This window comes from Streptomyces sp. NPDC006332, from assembly GCF_040612855.1.
Lineage (GTDB): Bacteria > Actinomycetota > Actinomycetes > Streptomycetales > Streptomycetaceae > Streptomyces.
Map to the genome: position 1 here is coordinate 1 of NZ_JBEXRA010000067.1, position 14,539 is coordinate 14,539.

Here is a 14,539-nt window from a genome sequence, read left to right on the forward strand (position 1 = left end):
GTGCCTCGAAGAACCTGGCCTTCAGCACCTCAAAATCCACGATCCCCGCAACTCCCTGAACTCCAGGGTGTTGCGGGGATCAGTAGAACCCGCCTGAGGCCGGGGGCTTCTTCGTGTGTGGACGATACTGGGATTGAACCAGTGACCTCTTCCGTGTCAGGGAAGCGCTCTCCCGCTGAGCTAATCGTCCTCGGGACCATGAACGTCTTCCTCGCGGAGAGGAGTGTGGATCATGGGCGTTGCGTGCGCGATACTGGGATTGAACCAGTGACCTCTTCCGTGTCAGGGAAGCGCTCTCCCGCTGAGCTAATCGCGCGGGGATCCGGGGATCCAGTGGACGATACTGGGATTGAACCAGTGACCTCTTCCGTGTCAGGGAAGCGCTCTCCCGCTGAGCTAATCGTCCTTGGAGGTGGAGACGGGATTTGAACCCGTGTAGACGGCTTTGCAGGCCGTTGCCTCGCCTCTCGGCCACTCCACCAGGAGTGTGGGGGTCGGGAAGATCCCTCACTTCCTGCGAGCGGACGACCAGGTTCGAACTGGCGACCTCAACCTTGGCAAGGTTGCGCTCTACCAACTGAGCTACGTCCGCTTGTCGTTTCCGCTCGGCTTGCGCGTCGCGGTGACGAGTTGAACTCTAGCGGATTCCGGGGCCAGCACAAAAACGCGTTTGTGCAGCGTGCTGGCCTGCGCCTACGGGAACACGTGGTCAGGGCACCCGCGGGACATGACCGGGCAACCTGTGAGACACCCGCCATAGACTCGACGACGTGCCCGACCTCGCTCCTCTCGCCCGTTTCGGCGTCCGTGTCGCCACCGGGCTCCTGGATGTCACCAGCGATCCCGCGGCCCTGGACTCCACTGGATTCTGGGCGGTGGCGGCCGACTTCGAAGGCCGTCTGACCTGCGCGCGCTTCCGCGACGTACGACACGAACCGGTCCCGGCACCCACGCCCGGCGCCTGGTGCGGCCCCGCGACCGACGCCTGGATCTCCTCCCTCGACCGCACCGCCTACACCGCGGGCGTCCGCCGTATCAGGGAGCACATCGCCGCCGGCGAGGTCTACCAGGCCAACCTCTGCCGCGTCCTGTCCGCACCCGTCGCCCCGGCCGCCGACCTGGACGCCCTCACCGCACTGCTGGCGCGCGACAACCCGGCACCGTACGCGGGAACGATTCGGCTGCCCGGTCACGGGGTGGAGATCGCCACCGCTTCCCCGGAGCTCTTCCTGCGCCGCGACGGCCGAAGGGTGCTCTCCGGGCCGATCAAGGGCACCGGGCGTACCGAGGCGGACCTGCTGGACAAGGACTACGCCGAGAACGTGATGATCGTGGACCTGGTCCGCAACGACCTGGGCCGGGTCTGCGCCACCGGCAGTGTGAGCGTGCCCGGCCTGTGTGTGGTGGAGAAGCATCCCGGGCTGGTGCACCTGGTGTCGACGGTGCGCGGCGAGCTGAGCGCCGACCTCGGCTGGCCCGAACTGCTGGCGGCGTCCTTCCCGCCCGGCTCGGTCACCGGGGCGCCCAAGTCGAGCGCGTTGCGGATCATTGAGACACTGGAGACCACGACGCGCGGCCCCTACTGCGGCGGGATCGGCTGGGTGGACGCCGATCGGGGTACCGGTGAGCTGGCCGTCGGCATCCGTACCTTCTGGATCGACCGCGCGGACGGCGTACTGCGCTTCGGCACCGGCGCCGGCATCACCTGGGGTTCCGACCCCGAGACCGAATGGCAGGAGACCGAACTCAAGGCCTCCCGGCTCCTCGCGGTAGCGTCGGGAGAGTACGAGGCAAGTGGAGAGGGACCGACGTGAAGATCTGGCTCGACGGCGGGCTGCAGGACATCGAGTCCGCCCGTGTCTCCGCCCTCGACCACGGACTGACCGTGGGTGACGGCATCTTCGAGACCGTGAAGGCGCTCGACGGGAAGCCGTTCGCGCTCACCCGCCATCTCGACCGACTGACCCGTTCCGCACGTGGCCTCGGCCTGCCCGATCCCGACCTCGACGAGGTCCGCCGCGCCTGCGCCGCCGTCCTGGAGGCCTCCCCGGTACCGCTCGGTCGGCTGCGCATCACCTACACCGGCGGCCGCGGCCCTCTCGGCTCCGATCGCGGCGAGCACGGCCCGACTCTCCTGGTCGCGCTCGGGGAGTCCGTCCGCCGCCCCGACTCGACGGCCGTGATCACCGTCCCCTGGACCCGCAACGAACGCGGCGCGCTCGCCGGACTCAAGACGACGTCGTACGCCGAGAACGTCGTCGCCCTGGCCAGGGCCCGCGAGGACGGTGCCTCCGAGGCGCTCTTCGGCAACACCGTCGGACAGCTCTGCGAGGGCACCGGGTCGAACGTCTTCGTCGTCCTCGACGGTGAGATCCACACCCCGCCGCTCGCCTCCGGCTGTCTCGCGGGCATCACCCGAGCCCTGACGGTCGACTGGACCGGAGCCAAGGAGACGGTTCTGCCGCTGGACGTCCTGGAATGGGCGGACGAGGTCTTCGTGACCTCGACGCTGAGGGACGTCCAGGCCGTGCACCGGGTGGACCGGCGCGAACTGCCGGGCGCGCCGGGCCCGGTGACCGCCAAGGCCATGCGGATCTTCGACGAGCGGTCCGGGCACGACCAGGATCCATAAAGGCTTGGGCTCGGGCTCGGGCAAGAGCCTGGGAAAATAAGCTGACTTGGGTGTTCGTGGCGGGTACAACTCCCCTGATGACCACGACTCTGCGGCCGATCGAGCCGCTTCAGCACGCGGCCGACGGGACGCGTTCACGCCGCTTCCAGGTGTGCGTGAACAGCCGTCCCGTCGGCGGGATACACCTCTCCACCTCTCCCTCCTTCGGAGCCGGGGTGGCCCGGATCCTGGACCTGCACATCGATGAGCCGGACCGTCGGCGCGGACGGGGGACGGTGGCGGCGCTCGCGGCGGAGGAGGTGGCGCGCGGCTGGGGCTGCAAGCGGGTCGAGGCGTCGGTGCCCGCCGAGGCCGAGGCGGCGCTGAGGGCGGCGACCGCGCTCGGATACGTCGTACGCAACCGGCAGATGGGCAAGACACTCGACTCCACCCCGCCGCAGCTGCCCGACGGAAGCCGGGGCCGGGCCCTGACCCCGGCGGAGTTCGACGACTGGCAGGAGCACCAGAAGGCCGCGTACGCCGAGAGCTGGATCTCCACCGGAGTCCCCGAAGCCCAGGCGTGGGCCAAGGCCGAGAAGGACTACGCCACACTCCTGCCCGACGGCGCGGTCACCGACGGCATGATCTTGAGTGTCCTGGAGCACGAGGGGGCCCGGGTCGGCACGGTGTGGGTGGGCGCCCGTGAGGACCGGGCCTTCGTCTACGACGTCGAGACCGACGTGCGGCACCGGGGCCAAGGCCACGGCCGGACGCTGATGCTGCTGGCCGAGGCACAGTCCCTCGCTGCCGGATGGACCGGCATCCGTCTGAACGTCTTCGCGGGCAACGTCCCGGCTGAGCGGCTCTACGAGTCACTCGGCTACGAGACGCTCACCTACCACCTGAGCAAGGACCTGCTCTGAGACTCACGCGCCCTCGGCCAGCAGCCGGTCCGCGATCTCCTCGACGCGCTCCCGCAGCCCTTCCTGGCTCTTGCCGCCGTCGAGGCGCTCGCCGCCGATGACGTAGGTGGGGGTGCCGGTGACGCCGATCGCCTTGCCCTCCGCCTGGTCGGCGTCCACGATCAGGATGTGCCGGCCGTCGATCAGCGCGGTGTCGAACTCCTCCGCGTCCAGGCCGAGTTCGCGGGCGATCTCGACCAGGAAGGGTTCACCCTGGCGGTCCAGTTCCTCCACCCGGCCGAGCAGCGCTTCGACATACGGCCAGCCCTGCCCCTGCTCGGCGGCCTCCTCGGCGGCCTGGGCGGCGGCGAAGGCGTGCTTGTGCTTCTCCAGCGGGAAGTGCCGCAGCCGCAGTTCCAGCCGGTCGCCGTAGCGGGCGCGCAGGGCCCGGAGGTCTTCCAGGGCGCTGCGGCAGTCCGGGCACTGGAGGTCGCACCAGACGTCGAGAACGGGGGCGGCGGTGCCTGAGGGGCCTGCGGGGTCTGCGGTGCCTGCGGGGGACGAGTCGCTCATGGCCACAGTCTCCCAGCCCGACCTCCGGCGACCGAATCGGACCTCGGCTGTCATCCGCGGTGGTACGGGGCGGGCCGCCGACTGCGGTGACACGGCTTCGGCTGCCACCTGCGGTCGTACGGCTCCGGCCGGTGTCGGCCGCCCCTGCGGTCGTACAGGCTCGGCGGCCGTCCTCGAGCGGACGACTGGGACCGGCACCTGCGGAGGAGCCGATCCCGGAGATGTCCCTGATGTCCGGCCGGAGCATGGCCGGGTGGGGTGCGGCGGGTGCACGATGGAAGGGACGAAAGCGGGCCCTGCCCGACCGAAGCCTGCTTGGAGGACCGGATGATTGCCGAGACCGTCTGTTCCGCCGTCTCCGCGGCCGGCCTGGGCATCGCGGCGGTCACGGCGTACCGCAAGCGTTTTCTCACGGCCACCCGCATCGCCGCGTACTCCCTCGTTCCCATCGGCCTGGTGATGACCGGTGTCGTCGAGTGGCTGGCGGACACCGCCTTCAGTCCGACGGCCTGGGCGGGCTTCGGGGTGCTCGGCGTCGCCTGGCTGCTGTTCGCGACCACGCGCGCGGTGGAGCGCCGCCGAGGCGGCACCCGCAAGGAGCGCAGGGCGGCGGCCAAGGAGGCGGCCGGGCGCGAGCCGGTGGCCCCGACGGACTCGGCGCCCTCCCTGGGCCAGGCCACCCGCCCGGCGCCCCAGCCGGCGAACCGGCCGCGCGGTCAGTCCGCGTCGGAGGACTTCAGCGACATCGAGGCCATCCTGAAGAAGCACGGCATATGAACCGCGCGTCCGGCGGCATATGACGTCCGCATGCGCGCTGGACGTCAGTGAGCTGAAACGTCACAGAGAGGTCGCGCGCGTCCGGAAGTGATCACGACCCGAACCGGTCAGCACGGAATACGGCGAACACCCGCTCATTACGAGCGTGTTGATCGCGCGGTGCCCGCCGACTGCGTCATAGTCACCGCGAGATGCTGGACACGACACAGAGCGATGCCGCGCCGCCGCAGGACGAGCCGCGCGGATGCCTCTTCGCCCTTTCCCAGCCACCGCTGATGATCTTCCTTGCGGTGATCGGGTGTCTGCTGCTCATGGCTGCGCTGCACGACCTGCTGCTGCTCTGAGCCGTACCCGCGGTTCCCGGCGTCACCCGTCGGGAACCGCGTCGACACCGTCGTGTCGTATCGTCTCGTGCCGGTTCCTGTCGTCCTGCCGCCTGGTGTCGTCGCGCCGCTGGGGGGTCAGCCCGCCGCTTCCTTGCGGCGCGCCCGGTATGCCGCCACGTGCAGCCGGTTTCCGCAGGTCCGGCTGTCGCAGTAGCGCCGCGAGCGGTTCCTGGAGAGGTCCACGAAGGCGCGTCGGCAGTCGGGTGCCTCGCAGCGACGCAGTCGTTCCTGCTCACCGGCCACCACGAAGAACGCCAGCGCCATCCCGCAGTCCGCCGCCAGGTGGTCGGCGACGGAGGCGCCGGGCGCGAAGTAGTGCACATGCCAGTCGTAGCCGTCGTGGTCCGTGAGGCGCGGGGTGGTGCCCGCCCCGGCGACCAGCTCGTTGATCAGGTTGGCGGCGGCCCGAGCGTCAGGAGCGGCGAAGACCGATGCGAACCGGCCGCGGATCCTGCGTACCGCTGAGAGATCGAACTCGGAGAGGACCCCGACATCGCTGATCTCGTGGCTCTCCACGAAATCCACCAGGGCCGCGACATCCCGCAGGCCGTCCGGTGTCGTGTCCTCCTCCGGCGCGGTGTTGACCAGATCCACCACGGTGTCGAGGGCACACCGGGTGTCGTGGGTGATCAGCACGTTTCGCTCCCTGGCCTGGAGGGCGGGCGCACGCCCGCCGATGCTGGCCGATGGTAACGGCTCACACGGAGAGTGACTATCTTCCCCTTCACGATTGTCCGCGTCGACGGAGCGCCACTGGTCTCTGAGGTCCAGAGCTCCCGGTGGCGGGGCCCACGCGCCCCGGCACCGGGACGCACGCGCATCGGCGCCACCCCGCGGGGTTCCGCGGTGACGGCGCCGGTACGTGCCCTGTGCGGTTGTTCTCGCCCGAGCCGTCTCCCCGAGTTGGACGGCGCCGGGCGGCTCTGTGGGGCCTGGCCGCTAGCTTTCCGCAAGAATGTGCGAGAGTTCCTGATCGAGATCGAAGTGCCGGTGTTCCGTGCCGGGCGGCACGGCGGCGTCTGTGCGCTTCAGGAAGGACTCCAGGGCCCTCGCCGGGGCCTCCAGCAGGGCTTCGCCCTCCGGAGAGCTCAGGGCGATGCAGACGACGCCCTGGCCATGGCTGCGCGACGGCCAGACGCGGACGTCGCCGGTTCCGGTGGGCCGGTGGAGGCCCTCCGCGAGAAGATCGCGGGCGAACACCCACTCGACGGTTTCCTCGGCTCCGGTGTGGAAGGTGGCGTGCACGGCGTAGGGGTCGGCCGTGTCGTACCGCAGGCCTGCGGGGACAGGCAGGGAGGACTCGCTCGACACAACGAGGCGCAGGTGCAGCTCGCAGCTGACCGTGGTGTTCATAAGCGCCAAGGCCTTTCGCTCAGTGTGCGCTCGGGGATTCGCACGTCGGCGAAATCGACATGCCACCTACGGTGCCGTTGTAAACCCCTCTGAGCGTTTTGCGTGCCTTTACGTAACTCTTCCGGCCGAGCGGCTGTTCGCACCGTACGCCCATTCCGGTGACGGGTTTCTGTCCGGTAGGGTTTGGCTGTATGAATACGGGGAGTGACGAGCCTGGCGAGGTTGCCGTGGCGGCGGACGGGACGAAGGCGGACGGGGCGACGGGTGAGCAGGGGCTCGGCTCCAAGGCGCCCGAATTCGTCAAGGCGCGCCGCATGCTGCACCTGAGCTGGCAGGTGGGGATCTTCATCATCGGGCTCGCGGTCGTGGTCGTGGGCATCATCATGCTGCCGTTGCCCGGGCCGGGCTGGGTGGTGATCTTCGGCGGCATGGCGATCTGGGCGACCGAGTTCGTCTGGGCCCAGCTGGTGCTTCGCTGGACCAAGCGCAAGGTCACCGAGGCGGCCCAGCGGGCGCTGGATCCCGCGGTGCGCCGGCGCAACATCGTCCTGACCTCGATCGGTCTGGTGATCATCGGCGCCCTGGTGGGCGTGTACCTGTGGAAGTTCGGCTTCGAGATGCCCTGGAAGATCAAGGATCAGTGATCCTGGAGGGGGTGCGCGGGCCGGCTCGTGCGAGTCACCCGCACCCCCTGACATGGGGTAATGTTCTCCCTGCGCCCGGGCGATTAGCTCAGTGGGAGAGCGCTTCGTTCACACCGAAGAGGTCACTGGTTCGAACCCAGTATCGCCCACCCGGGTACGACGGCCCGTCTGCGAGAGAGCAGACGGGCCGTCGTCGTCTGCGCTCGTCGGGCTTGGGCGAGTTCTGCGTCTGAGGGCGGGTCCGGTCGGCCCACCGCCTGCCCGCCCGCATTCCGCGTCGCGGGGCTGTCCAGCTACCCGTTCGCGTTCCGTTCCCGGGGTGGCCCGACTGCCCGGTTCGCGTCCCGTTCCGGCGTCCCGGTCGGGCTCCGTGCCCCCGGCGAGTCCCGCGACCGAGGGCGAGTTCCGGCCCATCAACATCCAAACCACGACGGGCAGTTCACGTTCGGCCCGTCGATCGCGCGGGCCTCACCTGCGGCATCACCGCCCTCCTGTCCGACCGCGGGGTCCGCGGGTCGTCAAACCGCAGCGGCGGTCCGTGAGAAATTCCTGTCCGAATCATTGACGCACCCCGAGCCCCTCCGTAGCTTGTGCCAGCAAGCGCTTACTTGAAACGATTCATGCAGGCGGCAACGACGCTGCGGGGAGGGCCCGACTGTGGGAACCAGCAGGAGTGTTGAGAGGCGAACGATCCTCAAGGCCGCGGGGGCTACGGCGGCCACGCTGGGCCTGGCCGCGACCACGGGGTGCGGCGGAGACAGCGGGACGTCCGCGGACGGCACGGTGACGATCCGTTACGCGTGGTGGGGTGCCGACGACCGCGCCCAGCGCATCAACAAGACGATCGCGCTGTTCGAGAAGAAGTACCCGAAGATCAAGGTGAAAACGGACTTCCAGCCCTATCTCGACTTCTGGAAGAAGTTCAACACCCAGGCCTCCGGTGGCAATCCGCCGGACGTCTTCCAGAATGCCATCGGATTCCTGCGGAAATACGACGCGAAGAACGTGCTGCTCGATCTCAGCGCGCAGGTCAAGGCGGGCCATCTCTCCATGGACGGCTTCCGGGCCGGGCTGGAGAAGTTCGGCGAGATCGACGGCAAGCTCCTCGGTGTTCCGGTCGGCTCCAACTCGATGGCCCTGGTCATCGACAAGCCCGTCTACACCAGAGCCGGCGTGACGCCGAAGCAGGGCTGGACCTGGGACGACTTCGACGCGGCGATGAAGAAGATCCACGACAAGGCAGGACGCGCCGGCGACAGCGGCATGTACGGCGTCATGTACCTCTACGACCTCTACCTGCGCCAGAACGGCAAGGCGTTCTTCACCAAGGACGGGCTCGGCTTCACCGAGGCGGATCTGACGGACTGGTGGACGAAGGCCAAGAAGGGCATCCAGGAGGGCGTCTTCGCCAACGCCAAGAAGGTCGCCCAGGTCAAGCCCAAGTCGGCGGTCTCCGCGGAACTCGCCGCCAGTGAATTCACCTGGGACAACTTCACTGTGCGCTACACCTCCGAAGGCAAGAGCGAGTATGGTCTGGCGCCCATTCCGACCACGGACGGCAAGAAGACCGGCCAGTACCTCGGCTCCCTGATGCTCAGCGGCTCCAAGAGGACGCAACACCCCAAGGAAGTCGCCCAGTTCATCAACTTCATGGTGCACGACCCCGAGGTCGCCAAGATCATGGGCTATGACCGCGGAGTGCCCGCGACGCAGGCCCAGTACGACGCCTTCAAGCCGACCGACGAGGTCAACAAGGCGATCGCCGCCTACGAGGAGTCCCTCGTCTCCGCCGGTGTCCTGGAGCCGATCACCCCGCACCCGAACGGCGCCGACATCTGCGAGGCCGCCTTCCTGCGCATTGCCGAGGAGCTCGCCCTGGGTACGCGTTCGGTCGCCGACGCCGTCAAGCAGTTCTTCACCGAGTCGAAGACGGCGCTCGTCGTCTGATGGGAACCACCGTGACACACGCCCCTGCGATGGAGGGCCTGTCCAAGGACTCCGAGCCGCGGCACGGTCCGGTGAACTCCTCGCGCCCCGCCGCCCTCAAGCGGCGGGGCCGCCGGGAGACCCTGGCCGGCTATCTCTTCATGTCCCCCTGGATCGCCGGATTCCTGCTGCTGACAGCGGGCCCGATGGCCGCCTCGCTCTACTTCGCCTTCACCGACTACAACCTGTTCGACACACCCAAGTGGATCGGGCTCGGCAACTTCTCCGAGATGTTCGGCGACCCGCGCTGGCGTCACTCGGTGAAGGTGACGATGTGGTACGTCGTCGTCGGTACGCCGCTCAAGCTGCTCCTGGCTCTCGGAGTGGCGCTGCTGCTCGCCCAGAAGCGTCGCGGCCAGGCCTTCTACCGGGCAGCCTTCTACGCCCCGTCGCTGATCGGGGCGAGCGTCTCCGTGGCCATCGTCTGGAAGGCGATCTTCTCGGACGACGCCGCCGTCGACCGAACGCAGAAGCTCTTCGGGATCGACGTCGGCGGCTGGACCGGCGACCCGGAGATGATCATCTACAGCCTGGTGGCGCTCACCGTCTGGCAGTTCGGTGCCCCCATGATCATCTTCCTGGCCGGTCTCAAGCAGGTCCCGCGCGAACTGTACGAGGCGGCCGAGGTCGACGGGGCGGGCAAGCTGCGCCGGTTCTGGAACATCACGCTGCCGATGATCTCCCCGGTTCTCTTCTTCAACGTCCTGCTGGAGACGATCCACTCCTTCCAGATCTTCAGCTCGGCGTACATCGTCGGCGGCGGCGCCGGAAGCAACGCCTGTGGTCCCGCGGACGGTTCGATGGTCTACACCTGCTACCTGTACGTCCAAGGCTTCGAGAACAGCCGGATGGGCCTGGCCTCCGCCATGGCCTGGATGCTGCTCGTCGCGGTCGCCCTGGTGACGGCGGTGCTGTTCTGGTCCCAGAAGCGCTGGGTGCACTACGAGGAGGGCGCCCGATGAGCGCACAAGCCACCGACATCGCGCCGAGCCCGCCCGCGAAAGCCGGCGGCTCCCTGCGGCGCGGGCTGCCCGGTTCCCTCGCCTGGCACATCGGATCTCTCGCGATCCTCGCCGTGATTCTCTATCCGGTGCTCTGGGTCATCGGCGGCTCCTTCAAGAAGAGCGAGGACATCGTCGGCAGCCTGGATCTCTTCCCGGGCGACCCGATCACCTCCAATTACACGAGTCTCGCCGACGGCATCGCGGACATCTCGATCTCCACGTTCTTCCTCAACTCGCTCTTCCTCGCGGTCGGTTCGGTGATCGGGATTCTGGTGTCCTGCTCGCTGACGGCGTACGCCTTCGCGAAGATCAAGTTCGCGGGCCGGAATCTGCTGTTCACGCTGATGATCGGCACGCTCCTGCTGCCGTATCACGTGTTGTTGATCCCGCAGTACGTGCTCTTCCGCAACATGGGCCTGATCAACACGTACACCCCGCTCCTGCTCGGGAAGTACCTCGCCACGGAGGCGTTCTTCGTCTTCTTGATGGTGCAGTTCATGCGCAACCTGCCCAAGGAGCTCGACGAGGCGGCCCGCCTCGACGGCTGCGGACACCTGCGCGTCTACTGGTCCATCGTGCTTCCGCTGTGCAGGCCGGCCCTGATCACCAGCGCGATCTTCACCTTCATCAACTCGTGGAACGACTTCATGGGGCCGCTGATCTACCTCAACGAGCCCGACAAGTACACGGTCTCCCTCGGCCTGAAGATGTTCGTGGACCAGGAAGGTCTGGCCAACTACGGCGGCATGATCGCCATGTCGCTGGTCGCGCTGCTGCCGGTGCTGGCGTTCTTCCTCGCCTTCCAGCGCTATCTGATCGACGGCATGGCGACCTCCGGGCTGAAGGGCTGAGCCGGTATGGCCGAGGCACACGTCAAGGCGAAGGCCCCGCGCGGGGAGTCCGTGCTCGCCGAACGGTTCGCCGTGTTCGCCGAGTGTCTGCTCACCGGGGTGTGGATCGCGGTGGCCTGCCTGGGGGTGGTCACCTACCCGGCCGCCTTCGCCGCCGGGGCGCGACACCTGCGCCGCCGTACGGCCCATGAGGTCGGTGGGTGGCGGGAGTTCGTCGCCGACTTCCGGGCCGCGGTGCGCGGCGGCTGGGCTGCCGGGCTGGCCGGATGGGCGGCGGCCGCCGCGGTCTGGGTGGACGTCCAGGCCGCGCGGGCCGGGATTCCGGGCGGGCCGCTCGTCGGGGCCATCGGGGTCCTCGCGCTGATCGGGCTCGCCGTGGCCGGGCTGCGCGCGGCGGCGGTGTGGACGCCGGGTGCCGCGTGGCGGGTTCTGCTGGCGGGGGCGGGCCGCCGTACCGTACTCGACCCCGCCGGATCCTTCCTGCTCGTCGCCGGACTGGCGGTCGTGGTGTGTTCGGCCTGGTTCGTCGCCCCGCTGGCGGTCCCCGTCCTGGGAGCCGTGGCGGCGGCCGCCGTCGCCGTGGAGGAGCGCTACCGGCGCCGCTGACGGGCGGTGCCCTTTCACCAGGTCGGCGCCCCGGGCGCCGTACCTCTCTCTGTCATGCCCCTGACTATCTCTTCGCACCCGCACGGAAAGGAAAGGCTGCATCGCATGTCTCCCATCCCCCGCAGGTCACTCCTCAAGGCGGCGGCCGTCGCCGGCGCCGCCGCGCAGTTCAGCTGGGCCCTAGGAGCGAAGGACGCACAGGCCGCGCCGAGAGCCGCGGACGCCGATGACGCCCCCGTGACCCTCGACTGGCTGGAGGACGGCGGCCTGGGCGCCGCGCCCGGCTCCACCGTCGGCGTCCCCTGGCCGAAGGGCGTGTACCGGCAGGGCCAGAAGTTCGCGGTGACCGACGCGGACGGCAAGTCCGTTCCCGTGCAGTCCTGGCCGACCGCCTACTGGCCGGACGGCTCCCTCAAGTGGACCGCGCACGCGGTCAGTTCGGGCACCGGCAAGCTCACCCTCGGCGCCGGTACCCCGTCCGCCCCGAGCAAGAAGGTCACCGTCGACAAGAGCGGCGGCACGATCGCGGTCTCCACCGGGGTCATCACCGCGAGGATCGCCAAGTCCGGCGCCACGCTGATCAAGTCGGTCACCCGTGGCTCGACGGAGATCGCCAAGAACGGCCGGCTCGTCCTGATCCGGCAGCCCGAGATCGAGGACGAGGACCAGGGCTCGGTGAGGACCGAGCGCTTCGAGGGAGCCATCGCCTCGGTCACCGTCGAGCAGGACGGCCCGGTTCGCGCGGTGGTCCGTATCGACGGCAAGCACCGCAAGGGCAGCCGGAGTTGGCTGCCGTTCTCGATCCGCCTGTACTTCTACGCGGGCGCCGACTCCTTCCGCATGGTGCACACCATCACCTTCGACGGCACGCAGGAGCCGGGCAAGGCGAGCGGTGACTTCATCCGCGGTCTCGGCGTCCGCTTCACCGTGCCGATGCGCGACCAGTCCTACGACCGCCACATCCGCATCGGCGGCGACGGCACCGGTCTGCTGCGCGAGGCCGTCAAGGGCATCACCGGACTGCGCCGCGACCCCGGCATCGCCGTGCAGGAGGCCCAGTACGCGGGCAAGAAGCTGCCCGACCCCGCCACCTGGGACCAGCGGGTCACCACGCGGCTGCAGTACATCCCCGAGTGGGGCGACTACACCCTCTCCCAGCTCTCGGCCGACGGCTTCACGCTGCGCAAGCGCACCAAGAAGGGGCACGGCTGGATCGGAGCCGGTGGCGGCAAGCGGGCCTCCGGCTTCGGGTACGTCGGCGGCGCGAGCGGGGGATTCTCGTTCGGGCTGCGGGACTTCTGGGAGAAGTTCCCCGCGCAGCTCGACATCCGCGACGCCCAGACCGAGGAGGCCGAGGTCACCCTCTGGCTCTGGTCGCCCGAGGCGCAGCCCATGGACCTGCGCTTCTACCACGACGGCATGGGCCAGGACACGTTCGCCGAGCAGCTCGAAGGCCTCAACATCACCTACGAGGACTACGAGCCCGAGTTCGGCACGCCCTACGGCATCGCCCGCACCTCGGAACTCCTCTTCTGGGCCAACGAGTCCACGCCGACCGCCGAGGCGCTCGCCGAACAGGTCGAGGCCGTCAGGGTGTTGCCGCAGCTGGCCGCCCCGCCCAAGCAGCTCATCAAGGCCAAGGTCTTCGGCCCGGGACTGTACTCCGAGCCGGACCGCTCGACGCCGGCCAAGGCGAAGATCGAGGACCACCTCGACTTCCTCTTCACCTACTACAAGGACCAGGTGGAGCAACGCCGTTGGTACGGCTTCTGGGACTACGGCGACATCATGCACACCTACGACACGGTGCGGCACCAGTGGCGGTACGACATCGGCGGTTACGCCTGGGACAACTCTGAGCTGTCGCCCGACCTGTGGCTCTGGTTCGCGTACCTCCGCTCCGGGCGGTCGGACATCTTCCGGTTCGCCGAGGCGATGACCCGGCACACCGGGGAGGTCGACGTGTACCACCTGGGCAAGTGGGCCGGGCTCGGCACCCGGCACGGCGTGCAGCACTTCGCGGACAGCGCCAAGCAGCAGCGGATCGCCAACACCACCTACCGGCGCTACTACTACTTCCTCACCGCCGACGAACGGGTCGGCGACCTCATGCACGCCAACGTGGACTCCGACGAGACGTTCCTGGTCCTCGACCCGCTGCGCAAGGTCCGCACCGACCCCTACACCCCCGACCGGCACGCGTTGTCGGTCGGTTTCGGTACGGACTGGAGCGGCCTGGTGTCGGCCTGGCTGACCGAGTGGGAGCGCAAGGGCCCCAAGTGGGAGAAGGCCAAGGCGCGCGTGCTGTCGACGATGGAGGGCATCGCCGCCCAGCCCAACGGCTTCGTGCAGGGCAGTGGCCTGTACGACCTGGACACGGGCAAGTTCGCGGTTGCCCCGGCACCCGTCGTGAGCGTCTCGCACCTGTCCGCCGTCTTCGGCCTGAACGAACTGTGCGCCGAACTCATCGACCTCGTCGACATGCCGAAGTTCAACGAGGCCTACTTCGACTACTGCCGCTACTTCAACGCCACCAAGGCGGAACAGGCGGCCCGCTACGGCACCAACTTCGGCTCCCTGCTGCTGTTCCAGGGCCACTCGCGCCTGGACGCGTACGCCGCCGTCAAGACCGGTGACGCGAAGCTCGCCAAGCGGGCCTGGGAGAAGTTCTACGACTCCGACGGTTACCTGGAGTCGGACCCGTGGAAGACGGAGAAGCTGAGCGGTCCTACCACTCTGGTGCCGGGCAGTGAGGCCGCGTGGGTGTCCACGAACACCACCGCGCTCTACGGCCTCGCGGCCATCGAGAACCTGGCACTGCTGGGCGACAAGATGCCCTAGCGGGG

Annotated in this window: 14 protein-coding genes and 6 tRNA genes; 12 read left to right on the forward strand and 8 right to left on the reverse strand. The window is 68.7% G+C overall.

What is annotated here, in order from left to right; translation table 11 throughout:
• Positions 1-118 precede the first annotated feature (118 nt).
• The 5 genes from ABZ027_RS37675 to ABZ027_RS37695 form a co-directional block, all read right to left on the reverse strand.
• A tRNA-Val gene (locus ABZ027_RS37675) sits at positions 119-190 on the reverse strand.
• A 54-nt stretch (positions 191-244) separates the two neighbouring features.
• Positions 245-316: transfer RNA gene (locus ABZ027_RS37680), tRNA-Val, on the reverse strand.
• 18 nt (positions 317-334) lie between these two features.
• Positions 335-406 (reverse strand) — tRNA-Val (locus ABZ027_RS37685).
• A gap of 1 nt (position 407) precedes the next feature.
• Positions 408-481: transfer RNA gene (locus ABZ027_RS37690), tRNA-Cys, on the reverse strand.
• 38 nt (positions 482-519) lie between these two features.
• Positions 520-592: transfer RNA gene (locus ABZ027_RS37695), tRNA-Gly, on the reverse strand.
• Between the two features lie 178 nt (positions 593-770).
• Here ABZ027_RS37695 and ABZ027_RS37700 point away from each other — a divergent pair.
• The 3 genes from ABZ027_RS37700 to ABZ027_RS37710 all read left to right on the forward strand — a co-directional run bounded on the left by ABZ027_RS37700 (position 771) and on the right by ABZ027_RS37710 (position 3,534).
• A complete protein-coding gene (locus ABZ027_RS37700) occupies positions 771-1,814 on the forward strand; it encodes a chorismate-binding protein (protein WP_356776569.1) in 1,044 nt (347 codons plus the stop codon).
• Positions 1,811-2,632, forward strand: coding sequence for an aminodeoxychorismate lyase (locus ABZ027_RS37705; protein WP_356776571.1), 822 nt, complete (start codon positions 1,811-1,813; stop codon positions 2,630-2,632). The genes ABZ027_RS37700 and ABZ027_RS37705 overlap by 4 nt, the downstream gene beginning before the upstream one ends.
• A 77-nt stretch (positions 2,633-2,709) precedes the next feature.
• Positions 2,710-3,534 carry a GNAT family N-acetyltransferase gene (locus ABZ027_RS37710; protein ID WP_356776573.1) on the forward strand — a complete coding sequence of 275 codons (825 nt, stop codon included), beginning with the start codon at positions 2,710-2,712 and terminating at the stop codon, positions 3,532-3,534.
• A gap of 3 nt (positions 3,535-3,537) precedes the next feature.
• Here ABZ027_RS37710 and ABZ027_RS37715 read toward each other — a convergent pair whose 3' ends face one another.
• Positions 3,538-4,086, reverse strand: coding sequence for a DsbA family protein (locus ABZ027_RS37715; protein WP_356776575.1), 549 nt, complete (start codon positions 4,084-4,086; stop codon positions 3,538-3,540).
• Positions 4,087-4,413: 327 nt separating this feature from the next.
• Here ABZ027_RS37715 and ABZ027_RS37720 point away from each other — a divergent pair, with 327 nt between their 5' ends.
• Entirely contained in the window at positions 4,414-4,863 is a 450-nt protein-coding gene (locus ABZ027_RS37720) for a hypothetical protein (protein WP_356776577.1), read from the forward strand.
• Between the two features lie 191 nt (positions 4,864-5,054).
• Positions 5,055-5,207 carry a hypothetical protein gene (locus tag ABZ027_RS37725; protein ID WP_020138043.1) on the forward strand — a complete coding sequence of 51 codons (153 nt, stop codon included), beginning with the start codon at positions 5,055-5,057 and terminating at the stop codon, positions 5,205-5,207.
• A 117-nt stretch (positions 5,208-5,324) separates the two neighbouring features.
• Here the strand turns inward: ABZ027_RS37725 and ABZ027_RS37730 are convergent, their stop codons facing one another.
• Positions 5,325-5,885, reverse strand: a complete 561-nt coding sequence (locus ABZ027_RS37730) for a CGNR zinc finger domain-containing protein (protein WP_356776579.1) — start codon at positions 5,883-5,885, stop codon at positions 5,325-5,327.
• Between the two features lie 303 nt (positions 5,886-6,188).
• The gene (locus tag ABZ027_RS37735) at positions 6,189-6,602 is read right to left on the reverse strand and encodes an SsgA family sporulation/cell division regulator (protein WP_004002642.1); all 414 of its coding nucleotides are present in this window, start codon (positions 6,600-6,602) and stop codon (positions 6,189-6,191) included.
• Between the two features lie 191 nt (positions 6,603-6,793).
• Here ABZ027_RS37735 and ABZ027_RS37740 point away from each other — a divergent pair, with 191 nt between their 5' ends.
• The 7 genes from ABZ027_RS37740 (at position 6,794) to ABZ027_RS37770 (ending at position 14,534) form a co-directional block, all read left to right on the forward strand.
• A complete protein-coding gene (locus ABZ027_RS37740; RefSeq protein ID WP_356776581.1) occupies positions 6,794-7,246 on the forward strand; it encodes a TIGR02611 family protein in 453 nt (150 codons plus the stop codon).
• A 77-nt stretch (positions 7,247-7,323) separates the two neighbouring features.
• Positions 7,324-7,395: transfer RNA gene (locus tag ABZ027_RS37745), tRNA-Val, on the forward strand.
• 508 nt (positions 7,396-7,903) lie between these two features.
• A complete protein-coding gene (locus ABZ027_RS37750; protein ID WP_356776583.1) occupies positions 7,904-9,193 on the forward strand; it encodes an extracellular solute-binding protein in 1,290 nt (429 codons plus the stop codon).
• Positions 9,193-10,194, forward strand: coding sequence for a sugar ABC transporter permease (locus ABZ027_RS37755; RefSeq protein WP_356776585.1), 1,002 nt, complete (start codon positions 9,193-9,195; stop codon positions 10,192-10,194). Before ABZ027_RS37750 ends, ABZ027_RS37755 begins: the two co-directional genes overlap by 1 nt.
• Entirely contained in the window at positions 10,191-11,087 is an 897-nt protein-coding gene (locus ABZ027_RS37760; protein ID WP_356776587.1) for a carbohydrate ABC transporter permease, read from the forward strand. The genes ABZ027_RS37755 and ABZ027_RS37760 overlap by 4 nt, the downstream gene beginning before the upstream one ends.
• A 6-nt stretch (positions 11,088-11,093) precedes the next feature.
• Complete coding sequence (locus ABZ027_RS37765) at positions 11,094-11,693, forward strand: hypothetical protein (protein WP_356776589.1); 600 nt, start codon at positions 11,094-11,096, stop codon at positions 11,691-11,693.
• A gap of 105 nt (positions 11,694-11,798) precedes the next feature.
• A complete protein-coding gene (locus ABZ027_RS37770; RefSeq protein WP_356776591.1) occupies positions 11,799-14,534 on the forward strand; it encodes a Tat pathway signal sequence domain protein in 2,736 nt (911 codons plus the stop codon).
• The last annotated feature ends 5 nt before the right edge of the window (positions 14,535-14,539 follow it).